At 64.0% G+C, this 16,633-nt stretch carries 10 protein-coding genes; 8 read left to right on the forward strand and 2 right to left on the reverse strand.

Annotation, left to right across the window (positions count from 1 at the left end; genetic code table 11):
* The first annotated feature begins 28 nt into the window (after positions 1–28).
* The 5 genes from ispD (at position 29) to glgX (ending at position 5,914) form a co-directional block, all read left to right on the forward strand.
* Positions 29–754 carry a 2-C-methyl-D-erythritol 4-phosphate cytidylyltransferase gene (gene ispD / locus ABD059_RS02175; RefSeq protein WP_343877493.1) on the forward strand — a complete coding sequence of 242 codons (726 nt, stop codon included), beginning with the start codon at positions 29–31 and terminating at the stop codon, positions 752–754.
* Positions 751–1,260 (forward strand): 2-C-methyl-D-erythritol 2,4-cyclodiphosphate synthase, encoded by a 510-nt coding sequence (ispF, locus tag ABD059_RS02180; protein ID WP_343877495.1) that lies wholly within the window; start codon positions 751–753, stop codon positions 1,258–1,260. Before ispD ends, ispF begins: the two co-directional genes overlap by 4 nt.
* Positions 1,261–1,292: 32 nt before the next feature.
* Positions 1,293–2,747, forward strand: coding sequence for a cysteine--tRNA ligase (gene cysS / locus ABD059_RS02185; protein WP_343877496.1), 1,455 nt, complete (start codon positions 1,293–1,295; stop codon positions 2,745–2,747).
* Between the two features lie 92 nt (positions 2,748–2,839).
* Positions 2,840–3,826: a 23S rRNA (guanosine(2251)-2'-O)-methyltransferase RlmB gene (gene rlmB, locus ABD059_RS02190; protein WP_343877497.1), complete on the forward strand. Its 987-nt coding sequence runs from the start codon at positions 2,840–2,842 to the stop codon at positions 3,824–3,826.
* 27 nt (positions 3,827–3,853) lie between these two features.
* Positions 3,854–5,914, forward strand: coding sequence for a glycogen debranching protein GlgX (glgX, locus tag ABD059_RS02195; protein ID WP_343877499.1), 2,061 nt, complete (start codon positions 3,854–3,856; stop codon positions 5,912–5,914).
* Between the two features lie 103 nt (positions 5,915–6,017).
* On the opposite strand, the gene glgP is transcribed toward glgX, so the two are convergent.
* Positions 6,018–8,630 (reverse strand): alpha-glucan family phosphorylase, encoded by a 2,613-nt coding sequence (gene glgP, locus ABD059_RS02200; protein ID WP_343877501.1) that lies wholly within the window; start codon positions 8,628–8,630, stop codon positions 6,018–6,020.
* A gap of 178 nt (positions 8,631–8,808) precedes the next feature.
* On the opposite strand from glgP, the gene ABD059_RS02205 reads away from it, so the two are divergent.
* Genes ABD059_RS02205 through glgB form a run of 3 tightly spaced genes read left to right on the forward strand, consistent with a single transcriptional unit; the run spans position 8,809 to position 16,357 of the window.
* On the forward strand, positions 8,809–10,866 hold the full coding sequence (locus ABD059_RS02205; protein ID WP_343877509.1) for an alpha-1,4-glucan--maltose-1-phosphate maltosyltransferase: 2,058 nt from the start codon (positions 8,809–8,811) through the stop codon (positions 10,864–10,866).
* Positions 10,866–12,632 carry a maltose alpha-D-glucosyltransferase gene (gene treS, locus ABD059_RS02210; protein WP_343877502.1) on the forward strand — a complete coding sequence of 589 codons (1,767 nt, stop codon included), beginning with the start codon at positions 10,866–10,868 and terminating at the stop codon, positions 12,630–12,632. Before ABD059_RS02205 ends, treS begins: the two co-directional genes overlap by 1 nt.
* Positions 12,632–16,357, forward strand: coding sequence for a 1,4-alpha-glucan branching protein GlgB (glgB, locus tag ABD059_RS02215; RefSeq protein WP_343877503.1), 3,726 nt, complete (start codon positions 12,632–12,634; stop codon positions 16,355–16,357). Before treS ends, glgB begins: the two co-directional genes overlap by 1 nt.
* A 66-nt stretch (positions 16,358–16,423) precedes the next feature.
* Here glgB and ABD059_RS02220 read toward each other — a convergent pair.
* A partial coding sequence (locus tag ABD059_RS02220) for a hypothetical protein (protein WP_343877505.1) occupies positions 16,424–16,633 on the reverse strand: 210 nt, incomplete at its 5' end.

Consider the following 16,633-nt stretch of genomic DNA (forward strand, 5'->3'; position numbering starts at 1 on the left):
TTTTCATGTCCTGACATAGGGTGATCTCGTGTCAGAAACCAGTTCGCGGCCTGAATCCGCCCAAGCGCAGGTCGGCGTCATCATCGTCGCCGGCGGCGCCGGACAGAGGCTTGGCCGCGGCATCCCCAAAGCCCAGGTGAAATTTGCTGGCCGGAGCATCCTCGAGCACGCTCTCCAGGGGGTCCTCGACGCGGAGATCGCCGCGGAGATCTGTGTGGTTGTCCCAGCCGGAGACAGTGAACTCCGCGCCGCCGTCGTCGGCGTCTCCTCAGCCACCCCTGTGCTGGTGGTCGACGGCGGTGCCTCCCGACCCGATTCAGTGGCGGCTGGCCTGTCAGGTTTGGGCGCAGGCATCGGCCTGGTCCTGGTCCACGATGCCGCCCGCGCGCTCACCCCACCGACAGTCTTCCGCCGGGTGGTCGCCGCATTGCGCGACGGTGCCGAAGCGGTGATTCCCGTCATCCCCGTGGTCGACACCATCAAGACTGTCGACGGCGGCTTGGTCATCGATACCCCACCCCGCGACACCCTGCGCGCCGTCCAGACACCTCAGGGGTTCAACCTGGAGACCCTCCGCCGCGCCCACCAGCAGCCGGGTGCCGAAGTGACCGACGACGCCACGCTGATGGAACGGCTGGGCGTCCCGGTCCGGGTGGTCGAGGGAGCAGACGCCGCCTTCAAAGTGACCACCGCCCAGGACCTGCTCCTCGCGGAAATGCTCGCCCAAACACCGACCGGGAAGACCACACCATGATCCTGCCTCGCACCGGAATCGGGGTGGACGTGCACGCGTTTGCCCCCTTGGACGCTCCCCGGCCGCTGTGGCTTGCGGGTCTGCTCTGGGACGGCGAACGCGGTCTGAGCGGCCATTCCGACGGCGACGCAGTGGCTCATGCCGCTGCTGATGCGCTCTTCTCCGCCGCGGGTGTCGGTGACCTCGGGACCCACTTCGGCACAGATCGGCCCGAGTTCGCCGGCGCGTCGGGGGTCAGTCTGCTGATCGAGGCTGCGCGGATTGTGCGCGACGCTGGATTCGACATTGGCAACGTCGCGGTGCAGCTGGTCGGCAACCGTCCCAAGTTCGCTCCCCGCCGGGCTGAAGCTGAAGCAGTACTCACCATTGCGGCGGGAGCACCCGTCAGCGTGTCGGCAACGACCACCGACGGGCTCGGATTCACCGGGAAGGGCGAGGGTATCGCCGCGGTGGCGACCGCCGTCGTCGTCAGGGTGGGTGACGGGACCAGACCAACCGCTGGGTGAAGCAAAGCACCGCGACCGGCTAATCTGGAGCGGTGAGCCTGAGATTCTATGACACCGCAACCGCACAGACCCGCGACTTCGTCCCGCTCCAGCAGGGCGAGGTCGGACTGTACTACTGCGGCGCCACTGTGCAGGGCATGCCCCATGTTGGGCATATCCGCTCGGCCATCGCGTTCGATCAACTCACCCGCTGGCTCACCGCGAGCGGCTACAAGGTCACCGCAGTCCGCAATGTCACCGATATTGACGACAAGATCCTCGCCCGCGCCAAGGAATCAGAGCACGACGACTCGCTGCCCCGCCAGCTGCGCGGTGAACAGTGGTGGGCGCTGGCGTACCGCTACGAACTGGAATTTCAGCGGGCGTATGACACCCTCGGGGTGCGCCGTCCGACCTACGAACCACGCGCCACCGGTCACATCCCCGAAATGCACTCGTTGATCCAGCTGCTGATCGATCGAGGGCACGCCTACCCGGCGAACGACGAGTCGGGCGACGTGTACTTCGATGTGCGCTCGTGGAAGGGGTACGGCTCCCTCACCCGACAGAACATCGACGACATGCAGAGCGCCACCGACGTCGAACCCGAATTCATCAACCGGAAGCGCGATCCCCGCGACTTCGCTCTCTGGAAAGGGTGGAAGGAGGGCGAACCGGACACTGCAGCCTGGCCCAGCCCGTGGGGACCCGGCCGGCCGGGCTGGCACCTGGAGTGCTCGGCAATGGTCACCAGATACCTCGGCACCGAATTCGACATCCATGGCGGCGGTCTGGACCTGCGGTTCCCGCACCACGAGAACGAAATGGCGCAGTCGCAGGCGGCGGGACACCCCTTCGCCCGGTACTGGATGCACAACGGGATGGTCACCTTCGAGGGCGAGAAGATGTCCAAGTCCATCGGCAACACGGTAAGCCCCACCGAGATGCTCGAACTCGCCAGCCCCCGGGTGGTGCGGTACTACCTCGGTCAGGCGCACTACCGGTCGGTGCTCGACTACCGGCCCACCTCCCTGCAAGAGGCTGCGGCCGCCGTCGAACGCATCGACGGGTTCCTCTCTAAAGCTGCCGCACGGGAATTCCCTGACGGATTCGGATTCGTTTCCCCCGGTGCGCCTGCAGCCTTCAAAGCCGCCATGGACGATGACCTCAACGTGCCCCAGGCGCTCGCGGTGCTCCACGACACGGTGCGGGCCGGCAATACGGCGCTGGCCACCGGGGACAGCGACGCCACCCGGAAGGCGTTCATCGACGTCATGACCATGACCGGGATCCTTGGCCTCGACGACGTCCAGGACGCCAGCAAAGGTCCCCGCAGCCCCGAACACCAGGCGCTGGACACCCTGATCGCCTCCCAACTGAGGCAGCGTACCCTCGCCCGGGAGGCCAAGGACTGGGCGCAGGCCGACGCCATCAGGGATGCGCTCAGCAGCGCCGGCATCGTCATCGAGGACACTGCCGACGGCGCCTCCTGGACCCTGAAAAACTGACCCGCCACGTCATCGGCGACGTAGCGGTGAAGTAGGCGGCCGTACCCGCGTAAACTGGGGTGACCAATCTTCTACCCAAAGGTGTTTTCCCCATGGCCACTCACGGACGTCCCGGCGCTGTGCGCAAGAGCAAGAAGGGCCCCTCGGGCGGAACCGGCGGCCTAGGACGCAAGGCGCTGGAGGGTAAAGGTCCCACTCCCAAAGCGGAGGACCGTCCTTACCATAAGGCTCACAAGAGCAAGCAGCTCGCTGAACGCTCGGCGGCCAAGCACTCCGGCAGCCGCAATCCAGGGTCGGCCCGCAACGCGCGCGGCAAGGGCACCGAAGAGATGGTCACCGGTCGCAACGCCGTGGTCGAGTCGCTCCGCGCCGGTATCCCCGCCAAGGCCTTGCACGTGGCCATCCGGATCGAGATGGATGAGCGCATCCGCGAATCTCTGAAGCTCGCCACCGAACGCGGCATCCCGCTGATGGAAACCGGCAAGACGGAACTGGACCGGATGGCTGACGGGTCAGTGCACCAGGGCATCATGCTCCAGATCCCACCCTACGAGTACGCCGACGCCGTTGATCTGGCCACCGAGACCATCCAGAAATGGAAAAAGGGCCATATCAACAACGCACCGTTGTTCGTCGCCCTGGACGGTATCACCGACCCCCGCAACCTCGGCGCGATCATCAGGTCCCTCTCGGCGTTCAGCGGCCACGGGGTCATCGTTCCGGAGCGCCGGTCGGTAGGGATGACCGCATCGGCCTGGAAGACCAGTGCTGGAGCCGCAGTGCGTGTTCCAGTCGCCAAGGCGGGCAACCTGAACTCCACCCTGAAATCCTTCAAGGACAAGGGCATCTTTGTGCTGGGCCTCGACGGCGACGGTGACGTCTCCCTCCCGGATCTGACGCTGGGCCGCGAACCGGTCTGCCTCGTCGTCGGCTCCGAAGGCAAGGGCCTGTCACGGTTGGTGCGCGAGAACTGCGACCAGATCGTTTCAATCCCCATCGACTCGGCGATGGAATCGTTGAACGCCTCGATGGCTGTGGGCATCAGCCTGTACGAGATCTCGCGCCAGCGCTCCGCCTGACGGTCGCACGGACGGTATCCCCAGATCATGAGCGTCTCTCTCGAAATCAGCCCTCCGTCCAGTGAATTTCCCCTGGGCGTGCACCGGGCCCGTGCGCCCCACAACCTGAACGTCGCGGTGTACGCGCCCGGCGTGTCAGCACTTGCAGTGCACTTCCAGTCACAGGACGGTAGTTGGCACGCTGCAGCGCTGACCGATTACACCGATGGGGTGCATCACGGGGCGGTCGAGGGGCTCGCCGACTCGGTGAGATACGGCTTCTGGCCGACCGGAACCGACCAGCCGGAAACGGGGCAACTGTTGTTGGATCCCTACGCCCGGGCCATCGACACCATCGATACCGCCGAGGGACCGGTGTACTGGTCCGTTTACGTCGAGGACGGCGGATTCGACTGGGGTTCCTCGGCGCCACCCCGCACCCACTGGCGTGACACCGTCGTGTATGAGGCGCATGTCAAGGGTCTGACCCAGTTGCACCCAGACATTCCGGCCGAGCTTCGCGGCACCTATGCTGGCCTGGCGCACCCGGTCATGATCGGTTACCTCACGGCTCTCGGGATCACCGCAGTGGAACTGCTGCCGGTCCACTTCCATATCGACGAACCCCATCTGGGGCCCCTCGGGCTGACCAACTACTGGGGCTACAACACCCTCGGATACTTCGCCCCGCACCCCTCCTATGCGACTGAGGCAGCCCGCAACGCCGGCCCACGGGCGGTCCAGGACGAGTTCAAGGGCATGGTCAAACTGCTCCATGAGGCTGGCCTTGAGGTCATCCTCGACGTGGTGTACAACCACACAGCCGAAGGTCCACCAGACCTCCCGGCCTTGAGCTGGCGCGGGCTGGGCGACGAGCAGTACTACCGGCACGGTGACCACGGCCGCTACCTGGACACCACGGGTTGCGGCAACACCCTGAACTTCGCGCACCCACGGGTCATCGCCCTGGCCCTGGACTCGCTGCGATACTGGGTGGAAGAATTCCACGTGGACGGGTTCCGCTTCGATTTGGCCGTGTCGCTGGCCCGGGACGAACGGCACACCTTCACCCCACGCCATCCCTTCCTGGTCGCTGCTGGCGCCGACCGCGCGCTGCGCGGTGTGAAGCTCATTGCCGAACCCTGGGATATTGGCATGGGTGGATGGCAAACCGGCAATTTCCCGCAGGGCTGGGCGGACTGGAATGACCGGTTCCGAGACACGGTCCGGGACTTCTGGCTCACCGATCAGGCGAGCCTGGCGGCGGGCGGCGCCGCCGGATCGGTGGCGCGCCTGGCCGGATGCCTGAGCGGATCGGCCGATGTGTTCGGTCCTTCAGGACGCACGTCCATCTCCAGCGTCAACCTGATCACCGCCCACGACGGGTTTACCCTCGCCGACCTCTCCTCCTACAGCCGCAAACACAATGAGGCCAACGGGGAGGAGAACCGGGACGGCCACAACGACAACCGCAGCTACAACCACGGCATGGAAGGCCCCACCGACCAGGAGGGCATCGTCGCGGCGCGGAGCCAGACATCCCGCAACCTGATGGCCACACTCCTGCTGTCCCTCGGCGTCCCCATGATCACGGCCGGCGACGAGTTTGGGCGGTCCCAGCGCGGCAACAACAACGCCTACTGCCAAGACAATGAGCTGGCCTGGCTGCATTGGGATCACGACGACGACGCGCGCCACCTCCTTGAACACACGCGCTCCCTGCTCCGGATCAGGAAGGAGTTCCTGGCCCACCAGCCCCATAGTTATCCGGCCCGCGACGACAGCTCTTACCTGCACTGGTTCAACCCAGCCGGCACTCCCATGACTGAGGAGCAGTGGCGTGACGAGGGATCCCGGAGTGTGCAGCTCCTCCTCGGGTCGCCCAACGGCATCCTCGACGGCTTGGTGGTCATCAACGGCAGCAGGGACGACGCCAGGATTACCCTGCCAGGGCGGGATGCACTCCGGGAGAGCGGACTTCCTTCGATCACCCGGTTCGAGCTGCGGTACACCACCGCCGCGAATCAGGATCGCCGGCGCGGGGCCCGAATCGGTGCTGGTGAGACCGAAGTTATCCCCGCCAACTCGATCAGCGTCTACCGGATCTAGCCAGCCACGCAAAAGCGGCAGCCACCCCAGGAAACTCTGGTGTGACTGCCGCTGATGCACAGCAGGCGGTTAGCCTGCAAGCTGTGATCGCCCGGGCTGGCTGCTACGCGTTGGCGACCAGACCGAGCTCGGACTTCGACGCCAGACTAACGTGCTTGGGCAGTACCCGGACCGTGTACCCGAAGGACCCCGAGTGGTCGATCGTGACGCCGCCCGAGAACAGGTACCGACCCGCGCCGAGGTTCTCGGACACTGCGAGATCGGCCAGGGCCACCTCGCTGAGCTCGTCGTTGTCCAGTGCTCGACCGTAAGCCACTTCGACGGCGACGTCGTCGGGTGACAGCGCGCCAAGCGAAACATAGGCGTTGACCGTCAACGAGTCCCCGATCTGCGGATCCTCGGCTACTCCGACCGAATCGACGTGCTCCACCTGGACCGCCGACCAACCGTCATTGATCCGTGACCGCCAGGCAGCGGTGTGCTTCGCTGCAGTGTAGTTCGACTCAGCGGCCAGACACCCGGCGCGCCAGGCGGGCTGGTACAGGTGGCTGACGTAGTCCTGCAGCATCCGCTCAGCGGATACGGCCGGGCCAAGGTTGGCCATGGTGTGTTTGATCATGGCTACCCACTGGTGTGGCACTCCATCATGGGACAACTCAGAGGGTCCGGCCGCGCCGGCGCCCTCCGAGCGCACCGTGCTGTAGAACCGGGGAGCCACCTGCTCCTCCAGAAGGTCGTACAGGGCCGACGCTTCAATGTCGTCACGTTCCTCGGGGGACGCGTCGTTGTTCGCGGTGGGGATGGCCCAGCCGTTGTCGCCGTCGTACATTTCATCCCACCAGCCATCAAGCACCGACAGGTTAAGGCCGCCGTTGATGGCCGACTTCATGCCCGACGTGCCGCAGGCCTCCAATGGACGCAACGGGTTGTTCAACCACACATCGCAGCCGGGGAACAGCGTGCGCGCCATGGCAATGTCGTAGTTCGGGAGGAACACAATTCGGTGGCGTACCTCCGGATCGTCAGTGAACCGGACCAGGTCCTGGATCATCCGCTTGCCCTGCTCATCGGCCGGGTGGGACTTGCCTGCGATCACCAGTTGGATCGGGTTGTCCGGGTGCAGCAGCAACGCCTTGAGACGAGCCGGGTCCCTCAGCATGAGAGTCAACCGCTTGTAGGTGGGTACCCGGCGGGCGAAACCAATGGTCAACACGTCAGGATCGAGGACGTTATTGGTCCACGCCAGCTCGGCGTCGGCCGCCCCACGCTTCTTCCAGGAGGAGCGAAGACGCTGACGGACATCGTCGATCAGATTCGAGCGCAGGCGGCGGCGGAGCGCCCAGACATCGGAGTCTTCGACGTCGTAAACCCTGGACCACTGGGGATCCAGGACCGACTCGGCGCCGAAATGCTCCCGGGCGAAGTCAGCGATCAGCGGGTCAACCCAGGTAGGAACGTGCACACCGTTGGTGACCGACGAGATGGGAACCTCGCTGGTGTCGAATCCTGGCCACAGCCCGGAGAACATGCCCCGGGAGACAACCCCATGCAGCTTGGCGACGCCGTTGGCGCGCTGCGCCAGACGCAGGCCCATCACCGCCATGTTGAACTTGTTCGGATCGCCGTCAACATAGTTTTCGGCCCCCAGGGTGAGGACCTTCGCCGTCGGAACCGACGGTGCCAGGCCGGCGTCGAAGAAATGCTCGATCTGGGACTTTTCGAACCGGTCGATTCCCGCCGGGACCGGGGTGTGCGTGGTGAACACCGTGCAGGACCGGCCCGCGGTGAGCGCTTCTTCCCAGCTCATCGGAGAGGCGTTGGAGGGATCCATCAGTTCGCGGATGCGCTCAATTCCTAGGAATCCCGCATGGCCTTCGTTGGTGTGGAACACCTCGGGAGCCGGAGTGCCGGTCAGTCGTTCAAAGATGCGCAGCGCCTTGACGCCGCCCATGCCCAGCAGGAGCTCCTGCTGCAGACGCTGGTCGCCACCGCCGCCGTACAACCGGTCGGTAACATTGCGCGCGGCCTCGTCATTGCCCGCGACATTCGAGTCGAGGAGCAGGAGGGGGACACGGCCGACGTCGGCCCGCCAGATGTGGGCGATCAGCTGGCGCCCAGCGGGAAGCGGCAGGACCACCTTCGCCGGGGTGCCGTCCTCTTCGCGGAGCAGGGTCAACGGGAGGCCGTCGGGATCCAGGACCGGGTAGGTTTCCTGCTGCCACGCATCGCGGGAGAGCGACTGCTTGAAGTAACCGGCCTGGTAAAGGAGTCCGACGCCGATCAGCGGGACACCCAGATCGGAGGCGGCTTTGAGGTGGTCACCGGCGAGGATACCGAGGCCACCTGAATACTGGGGTAGGACGGCGCTGATGCCGTATTCGGGAGAGAAATAAGCGATGGACCGGGGCGCGTCCGCGCCGAGCGACTGGTACCAGCGGGGCTCGGAAAGGTACCGGTCCAGGTCGTCGCCGAGTTCCTGGATCCTCGCGACGAGACGTTCGTTGTCGGCGAGCTGGCTGAGCTGTTCACGGGTCACCGAGCCGAGGAAAGCGACGGGGTCCTGGCCGCTTGCCTCCCAGGCTGTTGGGTCAAGGTCATGGAATAGGCGGGTGGTCGGAAGATGCCACGACCAGCGCAAGTTGCCTGCCAGCTTGCCCAGTGGGGCGATGCTTTCAGGGAGGACGGTACGGACGGTAAATCTGCGGATTGCCTTCACCCGGGAAAGGCTAGCGTATTTTTCAGGACGGATGGCTGCGGGAGGGCCCCGATGAGAGCAAGTGAGAGTAAACGTTTGCGTTAGGGCCCAACTGGAGCAGAAAAAGCACTGATGTTACGTCCGCGCGCCTTAGCAATCTCGGCAAATACTCGCTAACGTCTAATGTGTGACGACTTCAATAGAGCCACCACGTAAGGGACGCACCGCCAGGAAGCCGATTGACAAAGCTGATCTGCGGTTCGGACGAATTCCAATCACCAAGATTTCCCCGGTTGTTGACGGTGGAGCATTCCCCTCCAAAGCGATCCCAGGATCTGATATTGCAGTGGGCGCCACAGTATTCAGGGAAGGGCACGACCAGCTCGGAGTATCAGCGGTCCTGCTTTCCAGCAAGGGCAAAGAGGTCCAGCGTGTGCGCCTGGCTCCGGTGGGGCAGGGCCTGGACCGGTATGAAGGCCTCCTCCGCCCTCCAGCCGTCGGCAACTACACCTTCGTCATCGAAGGGTGGGGTGATCTGTACGGCACCTGGCACCACAACGCTGAGGTCAAGATTGCGGCCGGAGTCGACGTCGAGCTGATGCTCGCCGAGGGTGCAGTCCTCTTCACCAACGCTGCGACGACCCGTAAGCCTAAGGACGCGGTGGCCTTCACCGAGGCTGCGCGGGTCCTCGCCGACACTGAGCTCCCGATTGGCGAGCGGCTTGCCGCAGGTGAGTCGGCGGCCGTCCTCGCAGCCATCGCCCGGGAGCCCCTGCGTGACCTGGTGACCGTATCCGAGCCCTATCGGATCAACGTTGAACGGGAACTTGCGGGGCGTGCGTCCTGGTACGAGTTCTTCCCCCGGTCCGAGGGTGCCACCTACGAGCCGGCCTCCGCCGAGTGGACCTCCGGCACCTTCGTCACCGCGGCTCACCGGCTACCCGCCGTCGCGGACATGGGCTTCGACGTCGTCTATCTCCCGCCGATCCACCCGATCGGGCGCACCCACCGCAAGGGGCCCAACAACACCCTGACGGCTGGCCCCGGAGACCCCGGGTCGCCGTGGGCCATCGGCGCCGCTGAAGGCGGCCACGACGCCATCCACCCCGATCTCGGCACCTTCGATGACTTTGACGCTTTCGTGGCTCGGGCCAACGAACTGAACCTCGAAATCGCACTGGATCTGGCTCTGCAGGCTTCACCTGACCATCCCTGGGTCACCTCACACCCTGAATGGTTCACCACCCGGGTGGACGGGTCGATTGCCTACGCGGAGAACCCGCCGAAGAAGTACCAGGACATCTACCCGATCAACTTCGACAACGACCCCGATGGCCTTTCCCGCGAGGTCCTGAGGATTGTCCTGCTCTGGATCAGCCACGGCGTGAAGATCTTCCGCGTCGACAATCCGCACACCAAACCGGTGGTGTTCTGGGAATGGCTGATCCGCGAAGTGAACCGGAAGCATCCCGACGTCGTTTTCCTCGCCGAGGCGTTTACCCGCCCGCCGATGATGCATGCCCTGGGCCGTGCTGGCTTCCAGCAGTCCTACACCTACTTCACCTGGCGCAACACGAAGACTGAACTCGAAGAGTATTTCACTGAAGTCAGCAAGGTCAGCGCACCATATTTCCGCCCCAACTTCTTCGTCAACACCCCCGATATCCTCACCGAGTTCCTCCAGTACGGCGGACCCGCTGGCTTCAAGATCCGGGCAGCGCTTGCAGCAATGGCCAGCCCCCTGTGGGGTGTCTACTCGGGCTACGAGCTGTATGAGCATGTGGCCAGGCCCGGTGCCGAGGAGTCGATCGACAACGAGAAATTCGAGTATCGTCCCCGCGACTTCAAGCGTGCCGAAGCCGAGGGCAGGAGCCTGGCGCCGTACCTCACCAGGCTGAACCAGATCCGACGGGACCATCCGGCACTGGGCGATCTCGAGAATCTGACCATTCACCACAGCTCGGATACGGAAACCCTGGTGTTTTCCAAGCACAAGGAGAACGTCGGCGGCGACAGCACGGTCAAGGACACCATCATCGTGGTGGTGAATCTCGACCCGCACGGGGCCAGGGAAAGCACAGTCTCCCTGAACCTTGATGCACTGTCCCTCGATCCCGAGGACTGCAATGAGGACGGCACCTTCTGGGTTGACGATCTCATCACCGGCCAGAGTTGGGTCTGGGGCACCCACAACTACGTCAGGCTGGATCCGCATGTGGAACCAGCACACATCCTTTACCTCAGGAGGAAGCCCTAGTGGCCAACCCGTTTCAACTGAACGCACCCGGTCTCGCGCATGACCCACACTGGTACCGCAAGGCCGTATTTTACGAAGTTCTGGTGCGCGGGTTCGCGGATGCGAACGGCGACGGCTCTGGCGATTTCTCTGGTCTGATCGACAAACTGGATTATCTGCAGTGGCTTGGTGTTGATTGCCTGTGGCTGCCACCGTTCTTCAAGTCGCCCCTGCGCGACGGTGGCTACGACATCGCCGACTACTACAACGTCCTCGATGAGTTCGGCACCATCAGTGATTTCAAGCGCCTGGTCGCCGAGGCACACGCCCGCGGCGTCCGCGTCATCATCGACCTGCCGCTGAACCACACCTCAGACAAGCACCACTGGTTCGAGGAATCCCGAAACGATCCCGACGGCCCCTACGGCGACTTCTACGTCTGGAGCGACACTGACGAGAAGTACGAGGACGCGCGGATCATCTTCGTGGACACCGAGGAGTCCAACTGGACCTTCGACCCCGTCCGCCGGCAGTTCTTCTGGCACCGGTTTTTCTCCCACCAGCCGGACCTGAACTTCGAAAACCCCAAGGTTATTGAGGCGCTCTTCGATGTGGTGAAGTTCTGGCTGGACCAGGGCATCGATGGTTTCCGTGCGGACGCCATCCCCTACCTCTTCGAGGAGGAAGGGACCAACAGCGAGAACCTGCCGCAGACACACGCGTTCCTCAAGGACCTGCGCACCATGGTCGACGAGAACTATCCCGGCCGCATCATCGTTGCTGAAGCAAACCAGTTACCCGAGGAGGTTGTCGAGTACTTCGGCGACGCCGAGGGACCGGAATGCCACATGTGCTTCCACTTCCCGATCATGCCCAAGCTCTTCTATGCCCTCCGCGACCAGAAGGCCGGACCCATCATTGACACGATGGCCGAAACACCGAACATCCCCGCTGGCGCCCAGTGGGGTACCTTCCTCAGGAACCATGACGAGCTCACCCTCGAAATGGTCACCAACGAGGAACGCGAAGCGATGCTCGGCTGGTATGCGCCAGACTCGAGGATGCGCGCCAACGTCGGCATCCGCCGTCGTCTGTCGCCACTCCTGGACAACTCGCGGGCCGAAGTTGAACTGATTCACGCCCTGCTGCTGTCCCTGCCGGGAAGCCCGTTCCTCTACTACGGTGACGAAATCGGGATGGGCGATAACATCTGGCTCGAGGATCGCGACGCATCGAGAACCCCCATGCAGTGGAACCCCGACCGTAACGCCGGGTTCTCAACAGCTGACCCGGGGAAGCTCTATCTCCCCGTCGTCCAGTCGCTGGTCTACCACTACAACCACGTCAACGTTGAAGCGCAGCTGGCCAGTTCAAGCTCGCTGCTGCACTGGATGCGGCAGATGCTTGCAGTGCGCCGGACGCACCCGGCCTTCGGCCTGGGCTCGTACCGCAACGTGCCCACCGAAGCTGAATCGGTGCTGGCTTTCATCCGTGAGGTAGAGGTCGACAATGCCGAAGGCGAGCAACCAGAGGTGGTGTTGTGCGTATTCAACCTGTCGCAGCACCCGGTTGCCGCGCAGCTGAACCTGCCGGAGTATGCCGGACGAGGTCTGCGTGACCTCTTCGGTGGCACACCATTCCCGGCCTTCGGCGACGACGGCGCACTCACCCTGACACTCGGAAGCCACGATTTCTACTGGCTCCGTCTCCGCTCAGCCAGCTCAAACACTGCTTCACCGCATACTGAAGCCCTGCCAATCATTCAAGCCCCGGAGGCCGTAAAGTAATGCCCAAACTGACGCCGACCTTTCCAGAACTCCTTGCCTCATGGCTACCGGATCAGCGGTGGTTCCCAGCCAAAGGCCGCGAGTTTGAACTTCGAAGGGTCGGCGGCATCCGGCTGGAGGACCCAGCCGGTGCGGTGGGCCTCGACGTTCACCTGATCGCCGTCGATTCCGGCCACCGCAGGGACATCGTCCAGATTCCGCTGAGCTATCGTGACTCGCCCTTGAAAGGCGCTGAAGATGCGTTGATCGGCGAGGCCGAGCACACCGAATTGGGGCATCGCTGGATCTACGACGCCACCCACGACCCGGTCTTCGTGACGGCCTGGGTTGAATTGATGCGCTCGGGCGGTGTCACCGAGGACGGCCGGACCAGGGGCTACCCGCTGGGATCGTTCGCCTCGGCGAAACGGTTCGACCAGCCTCTTCCGCTGACCGTACTCAGGGGTGAACAATCAAACACCTCTGTTGTGGTGCGTACGCCGGAGGGTTCGATGATCGTCAAATTCTTCCGGGTGCTGGCACCGGGGGAGAGCCCCGACGTTCAGGTCAGTGCCAAGCTCACCGATGCCGGATCCGTGGACGTGCCCACCACGTTCGGGTGGGTCACCGGCAGCTGGGAGGACACACGAGCCGGGGAAAAGCAGTGGCTGACCGGTCACCTCAGCGTCCTCCGGGATTTTATCGACAACAGTACCGACGCCTGGCGGACCGCCTCGGTTGCGGCCGCATCGAACACCGATTTCACCGCTGAGGCAGCCGAACTGGGGCGGGTGACCGGGCGTATCCACGCGCAGCTGGCCGCCGCGTTCGGAAGCCGGGCAGCAAGCGACGTCGAACGCGGCGAATTCATCGAGACCCTGGTGCAGCGCATCGAGTGGGCCTGGCAGGAAGCCCACGACGTCGTCGGGCCGCTCGAGGCCGAGGTGGCCAAGGTTGTTGAGCGGGTTCGCGGTGTGAAGACGCTCCCCGATCTCCAGCGCATCCACGCTGACTACCATCTGGGACAGGTTCTCAACGCCCCGGACGGATCTTGGCTGGTGCTCGATTTTGAGGGCGAGCCACTGCGTCCCGCCGCTGAGCGCAGCGTCCCCGATGTGGTGTTGCGGGACGTCGTCGGGATGATGCGTTCGCTCGAGTACGCCGGCGCAGCAGCAGCCCATGGCAACGACGCCGCGACCGCCGACGCCGACGAGTGGACCGCGGCTGCGGGTGCAGCCTTCGCGGCTGGCTACCAGGACCAGACCGGGACGCTGGTTGACCCAGCCGATCCGCTCTTCCTCGCGTTGTGGCTGGATAAGGCCCTGTACGAAGTGGTCTACGAGCTACGCAACCGCCCGGACTGGGTCGACATCCCGGTCCGCGATGTGCGCCGCGCCCTGACCGGGTCCGCCAGCGCAACCCAGAACACGTCATCGGCGACCGTTTCCTCGCCGCCCGCTGCGGGGCCCGTCGACCCGGTAGTGGCTGTCGACGCCGTCGTGGGTTCCAACCCAGTCGTTAGTTCTGACACGGTGGCTGGGACGGACGCCGTCACCACCTCACCGGGGCGGATCGAACACTCAACTGACATCCTGCAGTCAGTGTCGGAAGGCCGCTACCACCAGCCGCATGCTGTGCTGGGTGCGCACCTCGACGGGCATGGGCTAGTCACTATCCGAACCCTGCGTCGTCTTGCGCAGCGTGTCACAGTGGTGACCGGCAGCGGTCGCGTCGAATTGGAGCACGAGCACAACGGCATCTGGGTCGGCACGGTTGCGGCGGAGAACGCCGGGCACGTCCCGGACTACCGCCTCGAAGTGACCTACGACGGTGAGCCGCAGATGGTCGACGATCCGTACCGGTTCCTACCAACGCTGGGCGAGATCGACATGCACCTCCTCGCCGAAGGGCGGCACGAGACGTTGTGGACCGCGCTCGGCGCTCACGTCCGTCACTACGCTTCCGTGCTGGGCGACATCAACGGCGTCAGCTTCGCTGTCTGGGCGCCCAATGCCCAGGCCGTCCGGGTCAAGGCGGACTTCAATGGGTGGGACGGCTCCATCAACGCGATGCGCGCGCTGGGCAGCTCAGGGTTCTGGGAGATCTTCATTCCCGAGGCTGTCGCAGGGTCGCGGTACAAGTTCGAGATCCTCGGCAGCGACGGACACTGGCGTGAGAAGGCCGACCCGATGGCCCGTGGTACCGAAATCCCTCCGCTCACCGGCTCGCGCGTGGTCGAGTCGAGGTACACCTTTCAGGACGATGAGTGGATGACGGCGCGGGCCGCAACGGATCCCCACAATGGGCCCATGAGCGTCTACGAGGTGCACCTTGGCTCCTGGCGGGTGGGCCTTGACTACCGGGAATTGGCTGATCAGCTCACCGAATACGTGCAGTGGCAGGGCTTTACCCATGTTGAGATGATGCCCGTCGCCGAACACCCCTTCGGTGGCTCCTGGGGTTACCAGGTCACCTCGTATTATGCGCCAACGTCACGCTTCGGCCACCCCGACGACTTCAAGTACCTGGTGGATAAACTGCACCAGGCCGGGATCGGCGTCATCATGGACTGGGTTCCGGCGCATTTCCCCAAGGATGAGTTCGCCTTGGCGAAGTTCGACGGCGGGACCCTGTACGAGCACGGCGATCCCTCCCTGGGTGAGCACCCCGATTGGGGAACGCTGATCTTTGACTTCGGTCGCCGCGAAGTACGGAACTTCCTGGTCGCCAATGCCCTCTACTGGCTCGAGGAGTTCCACATTGACGGGCTGCGCGTGGACGCTGTCGCGTCGATGCTCTACTTGGACTACTCCCGCGAAGAGGGCCAGTGGACGCCGAACCGGCTGGGTGGCCGGGAGAACCTTGAAGCGATTGACTTCCTTCAGGAGGTCAACGCCACCGCTTACAAGCGGGTGCCCGGCATCGTGATGATCGCGGAGGAATCGACATCCTTCCCCGGTGTCACCCGCGCCACCAGCGGAGGCGGCCTCGGATTCGGGCTGAAGTGGAACATGGGCTGGATGCATGACTCGTTGGAGTACATGGCTGAAGACCCGGTCAACCGTGGCTACCACCACGGCAAGGCGACCTTCTCCATGGTCTACGCCTACACCGAGAACTTCCTGCTACCGATCAGCCATGACGAGGTTGTGCACGGCAAGGGGTCGCTGCTGCGGAAAATGCCAGGTGACCGGTGGCAGCAGCTCGCTAGTGTGCGGGCCTACCTGGCGTTCCAGTGGGCGCACCCCGGCAAGCAGCTGATCTTCATGGGCACTGAGTACGCCCAGGAATCTGAGTGGTCGGAGCAGTACGGTCTCGACTGGTGGCTCTCGGATACCCCCGCGCACAAGGGTGTCCAGCACCTGGTGCGGTCCCTGAACGGGATCTATCGAAACACGCCGGCGCTGTATATCCGGGACAACGATCCGTCGGGGTTCCAGTGGATTGATGAGAACGACGGCGCCCGCAACACGCTGTCCTTCATCCGCTGGGATGGCCAAGGCAATCCGCTGGTGTGCATCGCTAACTTCGCCGGAGCGCCCCATGAAGGATTCAGGGTGGGTCTGCCCTGGTCGGGGGAGTGGGAAGAGGTGCTCAACACGGACGCTGAGGAATTTGGCGGTTCGGGTGTTGGCAACCTTGGCGGGGTCACAGCTGTCGAAGGGCCCTGCAGCGGGCAGCCTGCTTATGCTGACCTGCGGGTTCCACCGTTGGGCGTTGTGTATCTGGCTCCGAAAAAGCCCTAGATCCGCGCGGGGCCGGGCATTCTGCGCCCGGCCCCGAGCACGATTTACAACTTCGGCCGAAGGGTGCTAGAATTTATATCCGCGCTGGTCGAGGGAATTGACCGGCTGACAACCACCAGAACTACGGTTCGTCCCGAGCGCAGTATGGCTCAGGGATTGGAAGATCAGCCGATTTGACCTGAAGATGATCAGCCGGTAAGTTTGAAAAGTTGCTCCGGAGCGATGATGGAACTGTTTGGTTCTGTTTGGTGCCGGGTGTGTCTGTTGTTTGAGAAC

The organism is Arthrobacter flavus, from assembly GCF_039526005.1.
GTDB classification, from domain to species: domain Bacteria; phylum Actinomycetota; class Actinomycetes; order Actinomycetales; family Micrococcaceae; genus Arthrobacter_D; species Arthrobacter_D flavus.

What these genes read in the sequence shown, in the direction of transcription:
- rlmB (WP_343877497.1), top strand. Translation starts at nt 2,840, where the DNA reads ATGGCCACTCACGGACGTCCCGGCGCTGTGCGCAAGAGCAAGAAGGGC.
- ispF (WP_343877495.1), top strand. Translation starts at nt 751, where the DNA reads ATGATCCTGCCTCGCACCGGAATCGGGGTGGACGTGCACGCGTTTGCC.
- glgX (WP_343877499.1), top strand. Translation starts at nt 3,854, where the DNA reads ATGAGCGTCTCTCTCGAAATCAGCCCTCCGTCCAGTGAATTTCCCCTG.
- glgB (WP_343877503.1), top strand. Translation starts at nt 12,632, where the DNA reads ATGCCCAAACTGACGCCGACCTTTCCAGAACTCCTTGCCTCATGGCTA.